The organism is Pseudoruegeria sp. HB172150 (assembly GCF_013184805.1).
Taxonomy (GTDB): domain Bacteria; phylum Pseudomonadota; class Alphaproteobacteria; order Rhodobacterales; family Rhodobacteraceae; genus Psychromarinibacter.
This window is the reverse complement of record NZ_JAATNG010000001.1, coordinates 2,025,419-2,042,879: the sequence shown is the minus strand read 5'-3', so window position 1 is coordinate 2,042,879 and position 17,461 is coordinate 2,025,419. Positions and strand designations below refer to the sequence as shown.

At 61.9% G+C, this 17,461-nt stretch carries 18 protein-coding genes; 7 read left to right on the top strand and 11 right to left on the bottom strand.

Features of this window, described 5'->3' with window-relative positions; translation table 11 throughout:
* Window positions 1–21 precede the first annotated feature (21 nt).
* From HCO70_RS09785 to HCO70_RS09775, 3 genes are all read right to left on the bottom strand, one after another.
* Window positions 22–810, bottom strand: a complete 789-nt coding sequence (locus HCO70_RS09785; protein WP_172295386.1) for a lytic transglycosylase domain-containing protein — start codon at window positions 808–810, stop codon at window positions 22–24.
* Between the two features lie 136 nt (window positions 811–946).
* Entirely contained in the window at window positions 947–1,855 is a 909-nt protein-coding gene (locus HCO70_RS09780) for an AEC family transporter (RefSeq protein WP_172295384.1), read from the bottom strand.
* Window positions 1,856–1,897: 42 nt separating this feature from the next.
* On the bottom strand, window positions 1,898–2,485 hold the full coding sequence (locus tag HCO70_RS09775) for a L,D-transpeptidase (RefSeq protein ID WP_172295382.1): 588 nt from the start codon (window positions 2,483–2,485) through the stop codon (window positions 1,898–1,900).
* A gap of 192 nt (window positions 2,486–2,677) precedes the next feature.
* Between HCO70_RS09775 and HCO70_RS09770 the strand changes: the two genes are divergently transcribed.
* Window positions 2,678–3,091 (top strand): VOC family protein, encoded by a 414-nt coding sequence (locus HCO70_RS09770; RefSeq protein ID WP_172295380.1) that lies wholly within the window; start codon window positions 2,678–2,680, stop codon window positions 3,089–3,091.
* Window positions 3,092–3,326: 235 nt separating this feature from the next.
* Entirely contained in the window at window positions 3,327–3,464 is a 138-nt protein-coding gene (locus HCO70_RS24820) for a hypothetical protein (protein ID WP_253913148.1), read from the top strand.
* A 41-nt stretch (window positions 3,465–3,505) separates the two neighbouring features.
* On the opposite strand, the gene HCO70_RS09760 is transcribed toward HCO70_RS24820, so the two are convergent.
* From HCO70_RS09760 to HCO70_RS09750, 3 genes are all read right to left on the bottom strand, one after another.
* Window positions 3,506–3,988: a GNAT family N-acetyltransferase gene (locus tag HCO70_RS09760; protein WP_172295378.1), complete on the bottom strand. Its 483-nt coding sequence runs from the start codon at window positions 3,986–3,988 to the stop codon at window positions 3,506–3,508.
* Window positions 3,989–4,065: 77 nt separating this feature from the next.
* Complete coding sequence (gene dddP, locus HCO70_RS09755; RefSeq protein ID WP_172295376.1) at window positions 4,066–5,415, bottom strand: dimethylsulfonioproprionate lyase DddP; 1,350 nt, start codon at window positions 5,413–5,415, stop codon at window positions 4,066–4,068.
* 178 nt (window positions 5,416–5,593) lie between these two features.
* On the bottom strand, window positions 5,594–6,412 hold the full coding sequence (locus HCO70_RS09750; protein ID WP_172295374.1) for a hypothetical protein: 819 nt from the start codon (window positions 6,410–6,412) through the stop codon (window positions 5,594–5,596).
* Window positions 6,413–6,752: 340 nt separating this feature from the next.
* On the opposite strand from HCO70_RS09750, the gene HCO70_RS09745 reads away from it, so the two are divergent.
* Complete coding sequence (locus HCO70_RS09745) at window positions 6,753–7,649, top strand: hypothetical protein (protein ID WP_172295372.1); 897 nt, start codon at window positions 6,753–6,755, stop codon at window positions 7,647–7,649.
* Window positions 7,650–7,737: 88 nt separating this feature from the next.
* Here HCO70_RS09745 and HCO70_RS09740 read toward each other — a convergent pair whose 3' ends face one another.
* The 4 genes from HCO70_RS09740 to HCO70_RS09725 form a co-directional block, all read right to left on the bottom strand.
* Entirely contained in the window at window positions 7,738–8,676 is a 939-nt protein-coding gene (locus HCO70_RS09740) for a hypothetical protein (RefSeq protein ID WP_172295370.1), read from the bottom strand.
* Window positions 8,677–8,989: 313 nt separating this feature from the next.
* A complete protein-coding gene (locus HCO70_RS24990) occupies window positions 8,990–9,121 on the bottom strand; it encodes a hypothetical protein (protein WP_256372959.1) in 132 nt (43 codons plus the stop codon).
* A 578-nt stretch (window positions 9,122–9,699) separates the two neighbouring features.
* A complete protein-coding gene (gene glnA, locus HCO70_RS09730) occupies window positions 9,700–11,106 on the bottom strand; it encodes a type I glutamate--ammonia ligase (protein ID WP_172295368.1) in 1,407 nt (468 codons plus the stop codon).
* A 57-nt stretch (window positions 11,107–11,163) separates the two neighbouring features.
* Window positions 11,164–11,502, bottom strand: coding sequence for a P-II family nitrogen regulator (locus tag HCO70_RS09725; protein ID WP_172295366.1), 339 nt, complete (start codon window positions 11,500–11,502; stop codon window positions 11,164–11,166).
* A gap of 177 nt (window positions 11,503–11,679) precedes the next feature.
* Here HCO70_RS09725 and HCO70_RS09720 point away from each other — a divergent pair, with 177 nt between their 5' ends.
* Together HCO70_RS09720 and HCO70_RS09715 are read left to right on the top strand one after the other, a co-directional pair.
* Window positions 11,680–12,387 carry an NAD(P)H-hydrate epimerase gene (locus HCO70_RS09720; protein WP_172295363.1) on the top strand — a complete coding sequence of 236 codons (708 nt, stop codon included), beginning with the start codon at window positions 11,680–11,682 and terminating at the stop codon, window positions 12,385–12,387.
* Window positions 12,384–13,946, top strand: a complete 1,563-nt coding sequence (locus tag HCO70_RS09715; protein ID WP_172295361.1) for an NAD(P)H-hydrate dehydratase — start codon at window positions 12,384–12,386, stop codon at window positions 13,944–13,946. The genes HCO70_RS09720 and HCO70_RS09715 overlap by 4 nt, the downstream gene beginning before the upstream one ends.
* 260 nt (window positions 13,947–14,206) lie before the next feature.
* Here HCO70_RS09715 and HCO70_RS09710 read toward each other — a convergent pair whose 3' ends face one another.
* Window positions 14,207–15,160, bottom strand: a complete 954-nt coding sequence (locus tag HCO70_RS09710; protein WP_172295359.1) for a radical SAM protein — start codon at window positions 15,158–15,160, stop codon at window positions 14,207–14,209.
* A 172-nt stretch (window positions 15,161–15,332) separates the two neighbouring features.
* On the opposite strand from HCO70_RS09710, the gene zwf reads away from it, so the two are divergent.
* Both zwf and pgl read left to right on the top strand, forming a co-directional pair.
* Entirely contained in the window at window positions 15,333–16,790 is a 1,458-nt protein-coding gene (gene zwf, locus HCO70_RS09705) for a glucose-6-phosphate dehydrogenase (protein WP_172295357.1), read from the top strand.
* A complete protein-coding gene (gene pgl, locus HCO70_RS09700) occupies window positions 16,787–17,461 on the top strand; it encodes a 6-phosphogluconolactonase (RefSeq protein WP_172295355.1) in 675 nt (224 codons plus the stop codon). Before zwf ends, pgl begins: the two co-directional genes overlap by 4 nt.

Here is a 17,461-nt window from a genome sequence, read left to right as displayed (position 1 = left end):
TGCGAATGAAATCGCAACGCCCTAACCGTCGATCTGTGCCGCGATGATGGCGATGGCGCGCTGATAGACGCTTGCCGCGTTCCACTCCTTGATCGCGGCGAAATTCGGCTGCCCCTCCTGATAGCCCGCGCCAGGCTGCCATCCTTTCTGCCGAAGGTACCAGGCGGTCGAAGCCATCGCGTCGGCCAGGTTGGTCAGGTCCACGCGCCCGTCGCCATTGCCGTCGCGGCCATAGGCCAGCACGTTACCCGGCAGGAACTGCGTGTGCCCCAGCTCACCATGCTTTGCGCCCACCGTCGCTGGCGAGATCCAGCCCCGATCTACCATCTGTAGTGCCGCAATCAGATGCGGGCGAAAGAACTCCGGTCGCCGGCAGTCATAGGTCAGCGTCGCTGTTGCAGAGACGAGATTCGTGTCCCCCATGAACCCGCCGAACCCGGTCTCCATCCCGTGGATTGCCAGCAACACCCCTGCCGGCACCTCGTAGACCCGCTCCAGACTTGCATAAAACTGCGGGTTCTGCGCCTTCATCTGTCGGCCGCGGTTCACAATGTAATTGGCGCCGCGGATCTCCATGAATCTGTCGAGAGTGTAGGTGAAACTCTTCTGGTTCCGGTCAGCCCCGATCGTTCCGTGCGAGTAGCCGGCATTGGCCAGCGCGGCTAGCCCCGGCTGGCCCACGCCTGCCTGCGCGGCTTCCTGTGCAAAGGCGGCTTTCCAGGCATTGAAGCCGGACGCATCGTTGCCGCAGGGGGCGGCGAGTGAGGCAACGGGAAGGGAGCAAAGGAACAATGTGGCAATAGAACGCATGAAACAGACCTCCAGATACGCTTACCCAGCACCATAGCGGGGCGATTGCGCCCCGGTAACCCTTTGCGTGGCACCGGTTTTCAGATTGGCGTGAGCATGCCCATACCGCTGCGGTTTCGGCACGGGGCAGGGCGCTTCACCAGCTTCCGTAAACCAGCAGCACAAGTGGGATCGTCAGCACCGCTGCGAAGGTCTGCGCGGTGACCAGGCCCGCCATGAACGTGCCGTCGCCGCCCAGCTGCCGCGTCAGCACATAGGCGGTCGGCGCCGTCGGGATTGCCGCGAAGATCACAAGGATTAGGGCCTCTGTTCCCTCCAACCCGAAGATGTGGCCGCCCAGCACCGCCAGCACCGGCATGCCCAGTAGCCGCAGCGCCCCGTTCCCCGCGAGGGCCGCGATGTCCTGCCGGACGGCAGCGGGCTGCAGCGCCGCACCGACGCAAAGCAGGCCCAGCGGAAGACTCGCCTGCGCCATCAATTCCAGGAAACGGTCGGTTCCGAAGGGCAGCCCGACTCCGGCCAGCGCCAGAGCGAAGCCAAAGGTGCAGGCCAGGATCAGCGGATTGGTCAGCACGGCGCGCAGCAGGATTGCCGGCATCCGCGTCCCACGCGCCTCGGTGAGTGCAATGATTGACAGCACGTTCACGAAAGGCACTGCGATCGCCAGGTACACCGCCGCCCGAGTCAGCCCCTCGTCACCGGTCAGGCTGCCGGTGATCGCGAGGCCCAGATAGGTGTTGAACCTGATCACACCCTGCAGCGCGGGGCCGAACCGCGCTGCCGGCACCGGACGGATCAGACGTGCTAACGTCATCCCCGCCGCTGCCACGCAGATTGTTACGAGCGCCGCGCCGCCAAGCCGCAGGATCGCAGGATCGCGCACCGGCGCTTCCACAAGGCTGGTAACCAGCAGCGCCGGGAACAGCACAAAGTAATTCGCCCGCTCCGCCGCGGGCCAGAACGCCGGGTCCGGGAATCCGGTCTTGGTGAATACGAAGCCAAGACAGATCAGCCCGAAAAGCGGCCAGATCGTATAGAAAAGCACGTCACACCGCCTCAATTTGTCCCGGCAACACTACCAGAACGTTCAGAAATCCTTCGGATAGAGGAACACCTGCGTCCCGAGCGGCACCTGATCATAGAGGTGCACCATATGATCGTTGATCAGCCCGACGCAGCCATTCGAGACCGCGTGCCCAATGCTTTCTGGCGCGTTGGTGCCATGGATCCGCAAAAAAGTGTCGCCGCGCCCCGGCTGGAACAGGTACAGCGCCCGCGCGCCCAGCGGGTTGTCGGGCCCGCCCGGCATTCCATCTGCAAACTGCCCCCAGCGCTCTGGCTCGCGATCGATCATGCCCGGCGTCGGCACCCAAGACGGCCATTCCTTCTTGGCTCCAATCGTATACTCGCCCGGCTCGTAAAGATTGCCGCGCCCGACTCGCACTGCATAACGGATCGCGAACCCGTCGGGCACGGTCCAGTACAGCGCGAACTCGTTTGGATAGACCAGGATCACGCCGGGCCGGTATTTCACTGGCATCTGCACGATCTGCGGCGGCGGCACGAGTGGTCCCGCCGGCAGTTCTGTCGTGGCCGGGATTTCCTGGGCGAGGGCCCGTGTGCCGGAAACGGCCGCAATTGCGCCAGTCAGCAGGGTTCGGCGGTTCAGGGTCATGGCGGACACTCGCTAATGAAATCAAATGGTCCGCTACCATCGTTATTGAAGCAACAGACGGCAATCCAGCGATCGCGCAGTCAACACACCGCGACACCCCTGACTGTGACACGCCCGCCGCAGGTTACCGATTGATATCCGGGCAATGCACGAGATAGTTAACATATCACGTGTTAGCGATCAGGAAAGCGTATGGTCCGCACCGGCTTCATTGATCACATCGGCCTTGCCGTCCCCGACTTGGCGGAAGCCAGAAGTTACTATGATGAACTGATGCCGATCCTGGGGATGAAACAATGGTTCCCGACAGCTCCAGAGTTCAATTACGGACCGAACGGGACACTCGGCACGCAACTCTTCTTCTATGAAGCGCGCGAAGCGGCGACCTATTCGCGCCATGCCGTCGGCCTGCAGCATATCGGCTTCGCCGTGGCTAGCCGCGCCATCGTTCGTGAAGCTCACGACTGGGCGGGTTCGAAAGACCCTGCCTGCATCCTCGAGGCGCCACAGAACTTTCCGCAATACGGCACCCACTACGCGACCTACTGGCTCGATCCCCACGGATTCAAGCTGGAGGCCGTATGCCACATCGAAGAAAACGTGTGAAATCGCGGGAAATGACAAAATATCTGATCATGTTCGTCAGATAGTATTCACTATCCTTTTCAGCACGACCCCGTGTGGCCCAAGCCCGATCCGGCAGCGCGGCGCCATAGGTCGCGGCACTGGACAACACAGCAGGGAACCGCAGCGATGATCATCGACCAGCCGATCCCGGAATTGCCCGTGCGCGACGTGCGAAGCGCCCAGGACTATTTCCACGACAAGTTCGGCTTCCGATGTGGCTTGGCACAATGAAGAGGGCCGGATCGGCGCCGATATCGTCGACCCGATTGCGGACAAGCCTTGGGGCCTACGCCAGTTCACAGTGAAGGATCTGAACGGGAACCTGTCCCACTTTCACCACGACCTTGGCTGAGGCGCGACAAAGGGCAGGCCGCGGCTACTCCGGGCCGTCGCTCACCCCTGAATGCACCGCCGGAACTCGGCGACCGTCACCGCCATTTCCACCTCGCCATCCAAGATGCGCCCCGTCCGCCGGAACCCGCAGCGCTCGTAGAACGGGATCGCGCCGAATTCCTTCTCCACCGCGGACACCAGTAGCCGGGGCCTGTCCCAGTCTTCGGCCACCGTCGCCGCCTCCGCCAGCGCCCGCTGGCCAAAACCCTTGCCCTGATAATCCGCATCCACCATCAGGCGCCAGATATAGGCCGCGTCGTATTCCACCTCTTCGCCCTCGGGATGCTGCACTGGGTCGATCATCGCCAAGAGTCCGACAGGAACGTCCCCGTCCCACAGCCCCCAGACCAAGCCGCCCGGCTCATAGGCCGCCTGAGCCAGGGTGATCGCATTCGGAGCCACCTGGCCATCCTGCTCCGGTTTCACCGCCAGACGGCAAAGCGCCCTGACGTGCTCGCGGGTGACGGGCCGTCGGAAGTCCATATGCCTGCTCCAGTGTTTGCTGACTTCCGCCAACAATAGCCGAATCCGGGCCGTCCTGTCTTGGTAGTCAGGTGGGTCTACGCCGTCCCCATCAGCGCCGCATCGTACGGATACCACGTCAGCAGTTCATACCCCGTATCGGTGATCAGCACTTGGTCCTCCAGCTTGATCGAGAAGCCGCCGCCCGGTTCCGCGACCAGCGCCTCGACGCACAGCACCATGCCCGGCTCGAGCAGGTACTCGTAGGCCCCCTCGTCGAACCCATCTGGATAGCAGATCCGGGGCCACTCGTCGCACAGGCCCACTCCGTGCATCATGCAGCCGTATTTCAGCTCCTGAAACCGATCGTCCAGCTTGTGCGCGTTGAAGGTCAGGTCACGCATCGGCACACCCGGCGCCAACAACTCCATGTTGGTCATGATATGCTCGTGCCCGTGCCGCATCGCGTAGATCATCGCGTTGGTGGGTTTCTCGTCGCCGATCCACCAGGTGCGCGAGATATCCACGCAGATCCCGTAGCTGCCCACCAGATCGGTGTCGAAGGCGAGTATCTCGTTGTTCTGCAGCTTCCGCGGCCCGCATTCCTGGAACCACGGGTTGGTGCGCGGACCGGAAGCCAGCAGTCGCGTCTCGATCCACTCGCCGCCGCGCCGGATGTTTCCCAGATGCAGCTGCGCCCAGACGTCGTTCTCGCTGACCATGCCGGTCGGCCCGAATTCCCGCGCGAAGGCTTCCATCTCCGCCATCGCAGCCTCGCAGGCGTTCACCGCGCAGCGCATCGCGAGTATCTCGTCCGGCCCCTTGATGACGCGGGCCTTTTCGGTCAGCTCCTCGCCTTCCATCAGGTCGTAGCCAAGCTCTTCCAGTGCCCGGACCCCGTGCAGCATCAGCTTGTCGATGCCCAGCCGCTTGTTGCTGCCGCCATGCTCCCGCACCAGCGAATCGACCTTCCCGGCCCAGGCGCGCGCCTTGTCCTCCGCAACGTCGCCCGCGTCGAAATAGAAGAAATCCGCGCCGGTCTCGCGGATGCGCTCCCTCACCAAAGGATTGAATTCCGTCAGGAACGGCGCCCGCTCGTAATCCCAGATCGCCATGTAGCCGTCCGCGCCGACGAACAGCGCCCGGAACGGGTTGTGCATGTTCCAAAGCTGCATATTCGTGGAATCCGTGGCGTAGCGGATGTTCAGCGGATCGGTCAGCACCACGCCGCCCCAGTCCCGCGCCACGATCCCCTCGACCAGCCGCCGCCAGCGGTATTCCCGCATTCGCGCCAGATCCGGCAGCACCAGCCCCGCCGCCTCCCACTCGCCATAGGCCAGCTCGGTCGGTCCGATTTCGCAGCGGTCGGCGTCGTTCGGTGTGCCGTCGCCCAGCACCGGGCCTTTCGTGGGGTCGATCTTCCTGGCGTCGCGGTAGAACTGGGTCATCGGCACACCTCCGTATACCACAGATGCTAGGCGGGCGAGGAAGCAAGTCCGGCAGGAAACCGACACGGAACGGGTCCGTTTGCGAACTGTTCGGGAAAAAGCGCCTGCGCGACCACCCAAGACGCCACGGCTGCGACAGTCGGGCGATATGGCCCGTCCGGCCGCAGGAAGGTGAGCCCTAGCCGAAGACCATCGTGCCGAGAACCGGCATCGTGCAAATGCCGATTGCGGCGGAAGAGCACATCATTGATGCCCCGCGCACCACCTGGTGCTTACTCGGCCGGACCAGCGGCTGCACCGGCTGCATCTCGTCGCGCGAGGTTTGGCCACCGGTAATGCGCTCGATCACAGACTGGCTCCGCGCTTCGCGCCGGTGCGCGCCCTGCGTAATCTGGGTCTGGATGTAGAACATCGCGTTCGCCTCCAGCGTCCGCTGGCTGTCGAACTGCTTGCGACCCTCTTCTAGCGTCGCTGGTGCACGTCGGCGCTCGGTTTCTGCCTGCTTGCCCTTTCCGCAGGCCTTGGCGAATTCCTCGCTTGCGAACAGCATGTCCGTGTCGCTCCAGAACACCAGCGAGGCCCGGTGCCGCTCGCGCAGCGCGTCAGTGATATGCCTGCACAGCCGTTCCTTCAGTGTTTGCCGCTCTTCGCAATCGGGGAATGGCAGTTCGGGATTGTCCGTCACCAGAACGGACAGGCTGTATTCGTGCGAGGTCAGCCGCGCCAGCACCGCGGTCTCGTTCAACAGGGTTTCGCCAGGACGTTGTGCTTCCAGGAAATGTGCAGCGGGCAGCGGATCGCCGCAGCCGGTGATTAGGACCTGGATCTCGCCGAGATGAAACAGCCTGAAGGCCGGATCGTCGGTCGGCAGCATCCTAACTGTCAGGTCGCACGCCCTTGCGATCCTGCCTACATCTTCCTCCAGCCCCGCCGGATCGTCATCGATCGGCGCTTGAAACAGGAGGCTCGATTCGAAAATCGGAGTGAGTGAGTCCATCCCCGGAACCCTCTGAAACCTGTCTTTTTGTATATAGACTTAAGCAATGTGCCGAAACTGCGGCGCTAACAGGGTTCCCTAAGGGCAGATTTAGCATTTATTGACGTCTAAGTGGGCGGAAAATCGCTTATTTTTGGGAATCCCCGTGCTGGTTTCCGCAAGGTAAACAAAGGAAAAACAAGAAATTCGTGCGCTGTGGCTCCGGGATGAAAACGATACCGGCGGATTCTTGCAGATTACCGGTCGCTTGCACAACAATAGCACTAATCCCGCCCTAATCTCTTCACAGTTGTTAGCCAGATTTTAACCAATGAACGATTGTCAGGGCGAATCTGGACCGATGACAAACAATAAGATCGAGGCAAAACTGCTCTACGGCGCTACCGGCGACATGTTGGACCGCGTCGACAGGCTGGCACTGGAATCCCTGGTGGAGAACCTCGGATTTCCTATCGAGGATCGCGGCTATGTCGCCGGCGACTATATTTCCATGACCCTGCCGGGTGTGCAGGTGGTGATCGCCTACACTGATAAGCCCTTCGCCATCCGTCACTTCCGAGGGGTAACTCGCCCGCCGGAAGACGAGAAAAAGCGCCGCAAAGTGCTGCAGCGCCTGTCGAACCACAAAGCTAGCATTAGCATCGTCGCGCTGGACCGGACAACCGGCGGTCCGGTTCCGCAAGGCCGCAAGCAGCGGCTGGTCTGGGAACTCGTTGACCATATCCTGACCGTGGCCCATGTGGACCTGGTACAATGCCCGGGGCTCGATCGCCTGATGACCGGCGAAGAGGCAGAGGACTGGCTGACAGATATTGTCGACCGGATACCAGACTTCGCTTTCGAAGCCTCGCATGACCGCAATTCCCGCAAGGCGATTTTCATGGAAGAGCCGCACATGTCGCCCCGCGTGGCCGACTGGCTGGGACAAAAGCCGGAAGACGACGAGGAAGAGGATCTGCTGGGTGACGCCCTGCGTGCCTTCCTTGCTCACCAGGACGGCCCCGAGACCAAATCGCTCTCCGATACCGCGGCCGGCCGTTCGGCGCTCTATATTTTGAGTGCGACGATAATGATCTTCGCCCTGCCGCTCGGTGCCTCGGCATTGACATACAACGCGCTCTCGGGCGGCTCATTCAGATTTACGGCCTATACGATGGCGGCGACCGGACTGATCTCGGTCGGCGAGAAGATGGGCCTGACGGAGACGGCAATGCAGTTGATGCCGTTCTTGGGTTAAAAAATTCTCCAGCGGGGGATGCGCCCGGATCGTGTAAGCGGAGATCCGGGCGCATCCCAGACGCATCGCTCTGGAAAGCCGGCGTACCCTACGCCGGCTTTTCTGCATCCAGCCCGGCGAATACGCGGAATAGCCGCATCAGCTCTCTGGATTTCCCAGGGTCTGTGGACACCGCATCAACCAGCTCTTGAGACGCGGGCTGGGTTCCGTCCTTCTTCTGTACAGCCTCATCCCGTACCTGGCCGTCTCCCATTGTCCGCAGCAGCTGTGTGATATGCGACAAGGAAGAGAAAACCTTGTACCAGAACGGTCCGCCAAGTCCGATCAGGAAGCCGGCCAGAAGCACCTTTGCCGCCCAGGAGGCATAATCGCCGATGTCTGCGTCATTCGGGACGCCGCTTTTTCCATAAGGGAAATAGCTATGGCCGATCGGCAGATCGAATTCCGTGCTAAGCCTCCGCAAGTTTTCTTCGGTGGCCATTAAACGCTCGCTGATCATCGCGCGCTGCTCATCGGTCAGTTCGACTTCCGCATCGATCTCCAGGACATCCAGCACCCGCTGGAACGCAGAACGGGTCGCTTCATCCAGGCGGGCGGCTTCTTCGAACTCGCCGCTGATTGCGCCGCTGATCTCCCGCTCCTCGAACAGATAGTTGAACAGCCGTACTGCATCGATGTTCATCGCGAACGCGAAGATGATCGAGACGACCATTGCGATCGCCTGAGCCTGCTTGCGGAACAGTTCGTTGGAGGCGGCGACATAGCGCTCGAACCCCATCGTCAGGCCGCGCAGTATGCTTTCATTCGCGGTTTCGGCAATTTCCCTGCCAAGATCGGTCGTCGCCAGACGCTGCAGGAAGGCGTAAGTGGACAGCTTGTCCACCCGTTCGGCACCGTGGTTCCACGCAACCATCCCACGCAGTCTGTTGAGAAAGGAACCGTTCTCGCCGATTGGCGCGCCACCGGCCGGATTTTCGGTCAGCCGGTCTCGAACCTTCGCCAGCTTGGCATCGGCCAGCAGGCTCACATCCTCGACTGCGGCCTGCAGAACCCGGTCCTCCTTGAGGAACCGCAACACTGTCGCCGCCAGTACCCGCGCCCGCTTGGCCGTGATCCGAAGATAAGTTTCCGTCAGCCCGGTAACCGCGGTGGAAGACATGATCATCACCACGGCAAATGCCATTGCGGCCTGAAATACGTCCATGGGGAAGCCCCCAGAATATCATTAAACTATCAGGTGAGTATATCACGGAACTCTGCAATCAGGAAAAGAAAAGACACGCAACGCCGCCCGCTTACCCGCGTGCAACCCGGCGTCGGAGCCGCCTTTTCGGTGCAAGTCAGATCACGACCTCACCCTCGATCTCCATCGCGAAACCCAGCGGCAAGCCCGCCACTCCGATGGTCGACCGGGTATGCCGACCCACAGCCGTGCCGAAGACTTCGAAGACTAGGTCACTGAACCCGTTCATGACGAGATGCCGCTGGGTTTAGCCAGGCACCGAGGTGACAATCCGGTGAACCCGCAACCATCCGGATATTCTGGATAACTCTCCGATCACCGCTTTGATTTTCGCCAACGCGGAAGCGGTATTTCCCCACGCATCGGCATAGGCTTGGTCGGTCGATAGGTGGGTTCCGACTGTTCCAAATGGTCCCGCGATTCTTCCGTCCATCGCGGTCTTGGCATGGCCGGAAAGCAAAAGCCTATCACCCCTTGCAGTCATGAATGAAAACGGCAGATGCAACCCATCTGGCACCTTTGTCGGCCGCGGCAGGGTTAGGCCTAATTCTGACAGCCCGGCTTCAGGGGAGGCATCTGAATGAACTCCTCCAGCTGGTATGCCTGCTAGAGTCGCCCTCTCACCGCCCGTTTGGGAATAAATACCCCTTACGCCGCAGGTTCGGGCCTGTACACTCGGCTTCCCTGCAACTGACTCCGATTGCGCGAGGGATCATCCTGATCCGTTCGCTGCGCCCGCTGTTGAAATCTGTAAACCAAAAAAGGGCGCCGAAACCGGCGCCCCTCTCTCTATTCTGCGGCCGTCGATCAGCAGCTGTAGTACATCTTGAATTCCATCGGGTGCGGGGTGTGCTCGTAGGCGTAGATCTCTTCCCACTTGAGCTCCATGTACCCTTCGATCTGGCTCTTGGTGAACACGTCGCCGGCCAGCAGGAAGTCCATGTCCTTTTCCAGCTCGTCCATGGCTTCGCGCAGCGAAGCGCAGACGGTCGGGATCCCGGCCAGCTCTTCCGGCGGCAGATCGTAAAGGTCTTTGTCCATCGCGGCGCCCGGATCGATCTTGTTCTTGATCCCGTCGAGACCGGCCATAAGCAGAGCCGAGAAGCACAGGTACGGGTTCGAAGACGGGTCGGGAAAGCGGGCTTCCACACGCTTTGCCTTCGGCGATTCTGCCCACGGGATTCGCACGCAGCCCGACCGGTTCCGCGCCGAGTAGGCGCGCAGCACCGGCGCCTCGAAGCCCGGGATCAGGCGTTTGTACGAATTGGTCGACGGGTTAGTGAAGGCGTTCAGCGCCTTGGCGTGCTTCAGGATGCCGCCGATGTACCACAGCGCCTCGTCGCTGAGATCGGCATATTTGTCGCCCGCGAAGAGCGGCTTGCCGTCCTTCCAGACCGACATGTTCACGTGCATGCCCGTCCCGTTGTCGCCGGCGATCGGCTTCGGCATGAAGGTCGCCGACTTGCCGTAGGCCTGCGCCACGTTGTGGATGACATACTTGTATTTCTGCAGCTCGTCCGCCTGCTTGGTGACGGTGCCGAAGATCAGGCCCAGCTCGTGCTGGCACGACGCCACTTCGTGGTGGTGCTTGTCGACACTCATCCCCATGCGCTTCATTGTCGACAGCATTTCGGACCGGATGTCCTGGCCGTCGTCGATCGGGTTCACCGGGAAATAGCCGCCTTTGACGCCGGGACGGTGGCCAGTATTGCCCATCTCGTATTCGGTATCGGTGTTCCATGCCGCGTCGAGCGCATCCACCTGGTAGCCGACCTTCTGCATCGACACTTCGTAGCGCACATCGTCGAATAGGAAGAATTCCGCTTCCGGTCCCATATAGGCTGTGTCGCCGATGCCCGAGGACACCAGGTAGGCCTCGGCCTTCTCGGCGGTGCCGCGCGGATCGCGGTCATAGGCTTCCATCGTGTCAGGCTCCACGACGGTACAGTGCACGCAAAGGGTTTTTTCCGCGTAGAACGGATCCATGTAAGCAGACGACCCGTCGGGCATCAGTTTCATGTCCGACTGGTCGATCGACTTCCATCCGGCGATGGACGAACCGTCGAACATGAACCCCTCCTCCAGGAAGTCCTCGTCGACTTGGTCCGACATTACCGTCACGTGCTGCAGCTTGCCGCGCGGGTCGGTGAAGCGGATGTCGACATATTCGACCTCTTCATCCTTGATCGTCTTAAGAACGTCAGCGTTGCTCATAGTTTTTCCCTTGTCGTGGAACGTTTGGTTGTCTGAAAATGGCCCGGGCGGCGCGTCTTACAGCGCGTCTTCGCCGGATTCTCCGGTGCGAATCCGGATCGCCTGTTCGATCGAGGAGACGAAGATCTTTCCGTCGCCGATCTTGTCAGTCTTGGCGGCGCCGATGATGGCTTCGATCGCGGAATCGACCTGGTCGGTCCCCAGGACCACCTCGATCTTTACCTTGGGCAGGAAGTCGACAACGTATTCCGCACCCCGGTAAAGTTCGGTATGCCCCTTCTGACGGCCGAACCCCTTGACTTCGATGACAGAGAGCCCCTGAACGCCGATCTCCTGAAGGGCCTCCTTCACCTCATCAAGCTTGAAGGGCTTGATGACCGCCTCGATCTTCTTCATGTGCTGCGACTCCCTAGAAACCATACGGTCGGTGGTTGAAGATCACTTCTCTACCTGCGTCACAATTCGGTAGGGTAACGCAAAGAGCGCCGCAACAGGGGATTCTGACCCATTGCTCATTATTTATGCAAATTGCCCTAAACCAATGCGAGTTGTCAAAACGGGACCGGATAATCCATGACGATACCCATTTCGACCGCCCAAATGCGCGCGATAGAGCGGGCCGCGATCGCCTCAGGAGAGGTGTCGGGGCTCGAATTGATGGAACTTGCCGGCCGCGGCGTCGTCGATGCCACGCTGGAGGAATGGCCAGCCCTGGCCGATGGGACTCTGCCGGTGGTTGTGCTTTGCGGGCCCGGGAACAATGGCGGCGACGGCTTTGTCGTGGCCCGACTATTTGCCGAACAGGGCCTGCATGTCGTAGTGTTTCTCTATGGCGACCCGGAGAAACTGCCGCCTGACGCCCATGCCAGTTACGACCGCTGGCGCGCAATGGGTCCGGTCGCGCCGTTCCCGCCACAAAGCTATGCACCCACGCTGGAAATCTACCGCCCCGGAGCTATTTTCGTCGACGCGCTCTTCGGTATCGGCCTGACCCGACCGCTGGATTTCGAGCTCTTCACCGCGGTTGTCGGGCTGGTCGAGAACACCTTTGCCTATGAATGGCGCATCGTCGCCGTCGATATCCCTTCCGGGCTGGACGCAGACAATGGAGAACTGCTCTGCGATCCGCCGCCACACCCGGGGGTTGCGGCCGCCGCCGACCTCACGGTGACCTTCCACGCTCCGAAGACGGGCCAGGTCACCGGTGCCGGTCCGGAGGTCTGCGGCAAACTGGTGGTGAAGGATATTGGCCTCAGCAGATGGGCGGACACCTCGGCGTGACGGAACTTCTCACCGCCGCCCAGATGCAGGCCGTCATCGATGCCGCCATCGCGTCGGGCGAGGTGACCGGGCTGGAACTCATGGAACGGGCAGGGCGGGGCGTCGTCGAGGCGGTCTTCGAGGAATGGCCCGAGCTACAGGCCACGACTCACCGTGCTGTCGTGCTCTGCGGGCCCGGAAACAATGGCGGAACCGGCTTCGTCGTGGCGCGCCTGCTGAAACACTGGGGCTGGGAGGTCGAGGTCTTTCTCTACGGCAATCCGTCGCAGCTGCCGCCGGAGGCGCGGGCGAACTACGAGCGTTGGGGGGAGATGGGAGAGGTAACCGCTCTACAACCCGATAAGGTTGCCGCGACCTGCAACTTAGAAGATCCGGCAATCTACATCGACGCTCTCTCTGGAACCGGCCTTGGCAGGTCGGTGGAGGATGTCATTTCAAAAACGGCTTTTGCGGTTCATGGAGAACTCGGCCGTGCCGGGGTCGCCATCGACTGCCCGTCAGGCCTTTGCCTAGATAGTGGCCGCCACTTTGCCGAAAGCACGGTCTTCGACGTCGCTCTGACAGTCTCTATCCATCATGAGAAAGTCGGCCATCGATTGTTTCCGGGAGCAGGGTTTTGCGGCGCACTCCAGGTCGTTGACATTGGTGTCGGTTCATACGGCGACGGGTCTTCGTCCGTGGAACTCCTCACTAAAGACGCCGTTCTGTTCGAATTGGAAGATAGCCCGCACGCGTCGAAATCCGCCTTCCAGCACAAATACGCCCACGGCCACGCCCTGATCCTCTCAGGCGGACCCGGCCGCGGCGGCGCCGCGCGCATGGCCGCCCGCGGCGCGTTGCGAATAGGGGCTGGGCTGGTCACCATCGGCTGCCCGCCCGCCGCGATGCAGGAGAATGCCGCGCAGCTCAATGCCGTCATGCTGCGCGGCGTCGGCGATGTGTCCGCGCTGGAAAAGACGCTAGAGGATACCCGCCTCAATGCCCTCTGCCTTGGTCCCGGCCTCGGCTTGACCGACGACAGCAAGGCGCTCATCGAAACCTGCCTGAAGGCCCGCCGCAAGACGGTCCTCGATGCCGACGCCCTGACCCTTATCGCGGGGGATCCCGCGCTTTTCGCGCTGCTTCACGACAATTGCATCCTCACCCCCCATGGAGGCGAGTTCGCGCGCCTGTTCCTGGACATCGCCAACAAGCTTGCCGAGGAAGCCGCAAGCGCCCCGGCCTATTCCAAGGTCGACGCCACCCGCGACGCCGCCGCCAGTGCCGGCTGCACTATCCTCTTCAAAGGGCCCGATACCGTCATTGCCGAGCCCTCGGGCCGCGCCTCGATCAACTCCGCCGCCTACGACCGCGCCGCGCCCTGGCTGGCGACTGCGGGGGCAGGGGACGTGCTGGCCGGTTTCATCGCCGGCCTCCTCGCACGTGGCTTCGCACCGATGCAGGCCGCCGAAACTGCGGCCTGGCTCCATGTCGAATGCGCCCGCGCCTTCGGCCCCGGTCTGATCGCCGAGGACCTCCCCGAAATGCTCCCGAAGGTCTTCCGCGACCTCGGTCTCTGACCGCAGCCTGCCGGGGACAGAGATACGTCCTCCGACCCGCAAACGATCCGCCCCTTCTTCCGGCCGAAAACATTCCCGCCGGAGGCTCCAGCACCGACCGCCCCCGCGACCGCCGGGACATCGCGCCGCCCGGCCACGCGACCGACCCATCGCGGGACTGGGGGGCGGCACCCATCGCAACATCAATGAAATCCGTGCGCACGGCCTGCGTACGGTGGGTGTACAGGCTGTGTACCTCCGGTGCCTGGCCGAAACGCCGCTCAGCCGGAACAGCTCGCCCCGCCCAGTACGCAGAACTTTGCGCAATGCGGATGGTTCAGGAACACCTTACCCTCCGCCTCTGCCAGCGTTTCCCCAAGCTCGAATGCCGACTCATAGGGCAGCAGAGTACAGGCCACGACGGCACAGCGGTCCGCGCCCTTCCGCTTCACCACCATACGGCTCGAGGCGCACATCACATCCCCAGGCGACTTGCCCAGGATGCCCCAGCAGGCGGTCGTGATCTCGGGTACATCCACCCGCGAGTCCATCTCCGGAAACAATACCGTCATAGCCGGATCGAATGCATCGACGGCAAGTCCGTGCCGCGCGTAGAGCGCCGCATATCCGGCCCGCGCCTCCGCCTCGCTCTCGCCCCAGACGGTCCGCCCGGCCACCGCCATGCGCACGCCGGAATCGCGCAGCCATTCCATCCCGCGCAGGGTCTTCGCAAAGCTCCCGGCTCCGCGTTCCTCGTCATGCAGGCACGCGTCCCAGTGATCGACCGAAACCCGCAATATCAGCCGGTTGCCATGCATTGCGGCAAGATCCCGCAGCCCGTCCTGAACCTTCGGCCGCATCATGGGCCGCATCGCGTTTGTCAGGATCAGGACCTCATAGCCGCGCTCCAGCGCTGCCCCCGCCATCGCGATTATCTCCGGGTTCATAAACGGTTCGCCGCCGGTAAAGCCGATCTCGCGAACGCCCCAGTTCCGCGCTTCCAGCTGGTCCAGATACTCCGCGACCTCCGCAGATCTTATGTAGACCAGCCGGTCATTCTCCGGCGAGCTTTCGATATAGCAATTGACGCATTCGATATTGCAGAGCGTTCCGGTATTGAACCACAGCGTCCGCGGATCGCTCAGCGCGACCGACGCCCGCGCCTCGCCCTTCGCCGTCACCTCGCGATCCCGGAATTTTCCTGGGTCCAGCGCCTCGAAAACCTGATCCTTCATCGGGTCCTGCCCATCCGCCATCCGAAAACAGCTAACGCGCCGCACCGCGGCAGAAAAGCCGCGCAATCGCGCTGCACGTGGTTGTGATGCCCGACAACCACGCTAGACTTCGGACCAGCATGTGCTACATGCGGGCCCGTTAGCGCTAACCCAAATCCAAAAGAGGCTGCCCATGGTTTCGCGCGTCATCCCCGTAGATCCCTTCGATCTGGTCATCTTCGGTGGCACAGGCGACCTCGCGCGCCGCAAGATCCTGCCGGGCCTGTACCGGCGCTACTGGGCAGGTCAGCTGCCCGATGACTCCCGTATCGTCGGCGCCTCGCGCCGTGAGATGACCGACGACGAGTTCCGTCAGTTTGTCCGAGAGGCGATCGAGGAGTTCGCCATCGAAGGCAAGGACGATGCCCCCAAAATCGACGGTTTCCTCAAGCTTCTGAGCTACAATGCCGTCGACGCCACGGGTGACCAGGGCTGGAAGGAACTCGCGGACAAGATGCGAGAGGATGTGGTCCGTGCCTATTATTTTTCGGTCGGCCCCAGCCTGTTCGGCCACCTGGCAGAGCACCTGCACAAGTACAAGATCGCCGGAAACCACGCGCGGATCGTCGTCGAGAAACCGTTCGGCCACGACCTGAAATCTGCGAAAGATCTGAACGCCACGCTGCGCAAGTATTTTGCCGAGGAACAGATCTACCGGATCGACCACTATCTAGGAAAAGAGACCGTTCAGAACCTGATGGCGGTCCGTTTCGGGAATGTTCTGTTCGAGCCATTGTGGAACGCACTTTACGTGGATCACATCCAGATCACTGTCGCCGAGACCGTCGGTGTTGGCGGCCGGGGCACCTACTATGACAAGTCCGGCGCGATGCGGGACATGGTGCAGAACCACATGATGCAGCTCTTGTGCCTGATCGCAATGGAGCCGCCGCATCATTTCGAGCCCGACGCGGTGCGTGATGAAAAGCTGAAGGTCATCCGAGCTCTCGACCCGGTGGGGCCGCAAGATATCGTCCGCGGCCAGTATTCCGGGGCCGAAGGCATTGACAGTTATTTCACTGATGTGGAGGACGAGCGCTCGACCACGGAAAGCTTCATCGCCATGAAGCTGCATATTTCCAACTGGCGCTGGAAGGGCACGCCGATCTACGTCCGCACCGGCAAGCGGTTGAAGACCCGTGCCAGCGAGATTGCCGTGGTCTTCAAGCACCCGCCGCACTCGATTTTCGGCGAGAACCCAAACGACCGGCGCGGCAACGTGCTTGTCATCCGGCTGCAACCGAACGAGGGTATGAACCTCAGGGTGACGATCAAGGAACCCGGACCTGGCGGCATGCGTCTGATCGAAGTTCCGCTCGATATGTCCTTTGCCGAAGCCCTCGGGCCCGAGGCGGCCGATATACCGGACGCCTATGAACGGCTCATCATGGACGTGATACGCGGCAATCAGACACTGTTCATGCGCGGCGACGAGGCGGAGGCCGCCTGGGCTTGGGCCGATCCGATCATAGAATCCTGGGAAAAAGCGGGAGACCGTCCGAAGCTATACGACCCGGGCTCGGCCGGACCGGAGGAGGCACTGATGCTGCTCTATCGAGAGGGGCGTCGCTGGCGGGACATCAGGGAATGAACTTCGTTGAATATCCCGACCGCGACCTGATGATGATCACACTGGCCAACAAACTGGCGGGCGAACTCAACAGCCATGTCCAGCGCCATGACGAGGCCACGCTTGCGGTGCCGGGCGGCACCACGCCGGGCCCGGTTTTCGACGCGCTGTGCGCGGCAGATCTCGATTGGTCGCAAGTGCGCGTGATGCTGACCGACGAACGCTGGGTCCCAGAGGAATCCGAACGCTCCAACACCCGATTGATCCGCGAACGTTTGCTAGTCGAACGCGCGGCCGCGGCGAAGTATGTGCCGCTCTACGCGGAGGCGGAGGAACCAGAGACCGTGCTGGATGAACTGTCCGAACGGGTGAAGGAGGTGCTGCCGATCACCGTCCTTTTGCTCGGCATGGGCGACGACATGCACACAGCCTCGCTCTTTCCCTATGCCGTCGGGCTGGAGGACGCATTGGCCGACAATGCTCCGCCGCTTCTGCCAGTGCGAAGCAAGGATCAGCCGGAACCGCGCATCACGCTGACGAAGCCCGTACTCAGGGGTGCGATGAACACGCACATATTGATCACCGGCCCGAAAAAGCGAGAGGCGCTGGAACGGGCCCGCAAGGAAGGCGACCCGGTCAAGGCCCCGGTCATCTCGGTCTTGGGCGACGCCACAGTCCACTGGGCGGAGTAA

Excerpts from the sequence above, each read along its gene's own strand:
- HCO70_RS09745 (WP_172295372.1), top strand. The coding sequence starts at position 6,753 with ATGACAAACAATAAGATCGAGGCAAAACTGCTCTACGGCGCTACCGGC.
- dddP (WP_172295376.1), bottom strand. The coding sequence starts at position 5,415 with ATGACCCAGTTCTACCGCGACGCCAGGAAGATCGACCCCACGAAAGGC.
- HCO70_RS24990 (WP_256372959.1), bottom strand. The coding sequence starts at position 9,121 with ATGAACGGGTTCAGTGACCTAGTCTTCGAAGTCTTCGGCACGGCTGTG.
- HCO70_RS09725 (WP_172295366.1), bottom strand. The coding sequence starts at position 11,502 with ATGAAGAAGATCGAGGCGGTCATCAAGCCCTTCAAGCTTGATGAGGTG.
- pgl (WP_172295355.1), top strand. The coding sequence starts at position 16,787 with ATGAACTTCGTTGAATATCCCGACCGCGACCTGATGATGATCACACTG.
- HCO70_RS09760 (WP_172295378.1), bottom strand. The coding sequence starts at position 3,988 with ATGGACTTCCGACGGCCCGTCACCCGCGAGCACGTCAGGGCGCTTTGC.
- zwf (WP_172295357.1), top strand. The coding sequence starts at position 15,333 with ATGGTTTCGCGCGTCATCCCCGTAGATCCCTTCGATCTGGTCATCTTC.
- HCO70_RS09750 (WP_172295374.1), bottom strand. The coding sequence starts at position 6,412 with ATGGACTCACTCACTCCGATTTTCGAATCGAGCCTCCTGTTTCAAGCG.
- HCO70_RS09710 (WP_172295359.1), bottom strand. The coding sequence starts at position 15,160 with ATGAAGGATCAGGTTTTCGAGGCGCTGGACCCAGGAAAATTCCGGGAT.
- HCO70_RS09770 (WP_172295380.1), top strand. The coding sequence starts at position 2,678 with ATGGTCCGCACCGGCTTCATTGATCACATCGGCCTTGCCGTCCCCGAC.
- HCO70_RS09775 (WP_172295382.1), bottom strand. The coding sequence starts at position 2,485 with ATGACCCTGAACCGCCGAACCCTGCTGACTGGCGCAATTGCGGCCGTT.
- glnA (WP_172295368.1), bottom strand. The coding sequence starts at position 11,106 with ATGAGCAACGCTGACGTTCTTAAGACGATCAAGGATGAAGAGGTCGAA.
- HCO70_RS09785 (WP_172295386.1), bottom strand. The coding sequence starts at position 810 with ATGCGTTCTATTGCCACATTGTTCCTTTGCTCCCTTCCCGTTGCCTCA.
- HCO70_RS09720 (WP_172295363.1), top strand. The coding sequence starts at position 11,680 with ATGACGATACCCATTTCGACCGCCCAAATGCGCGCGATAGAGCGGGCC.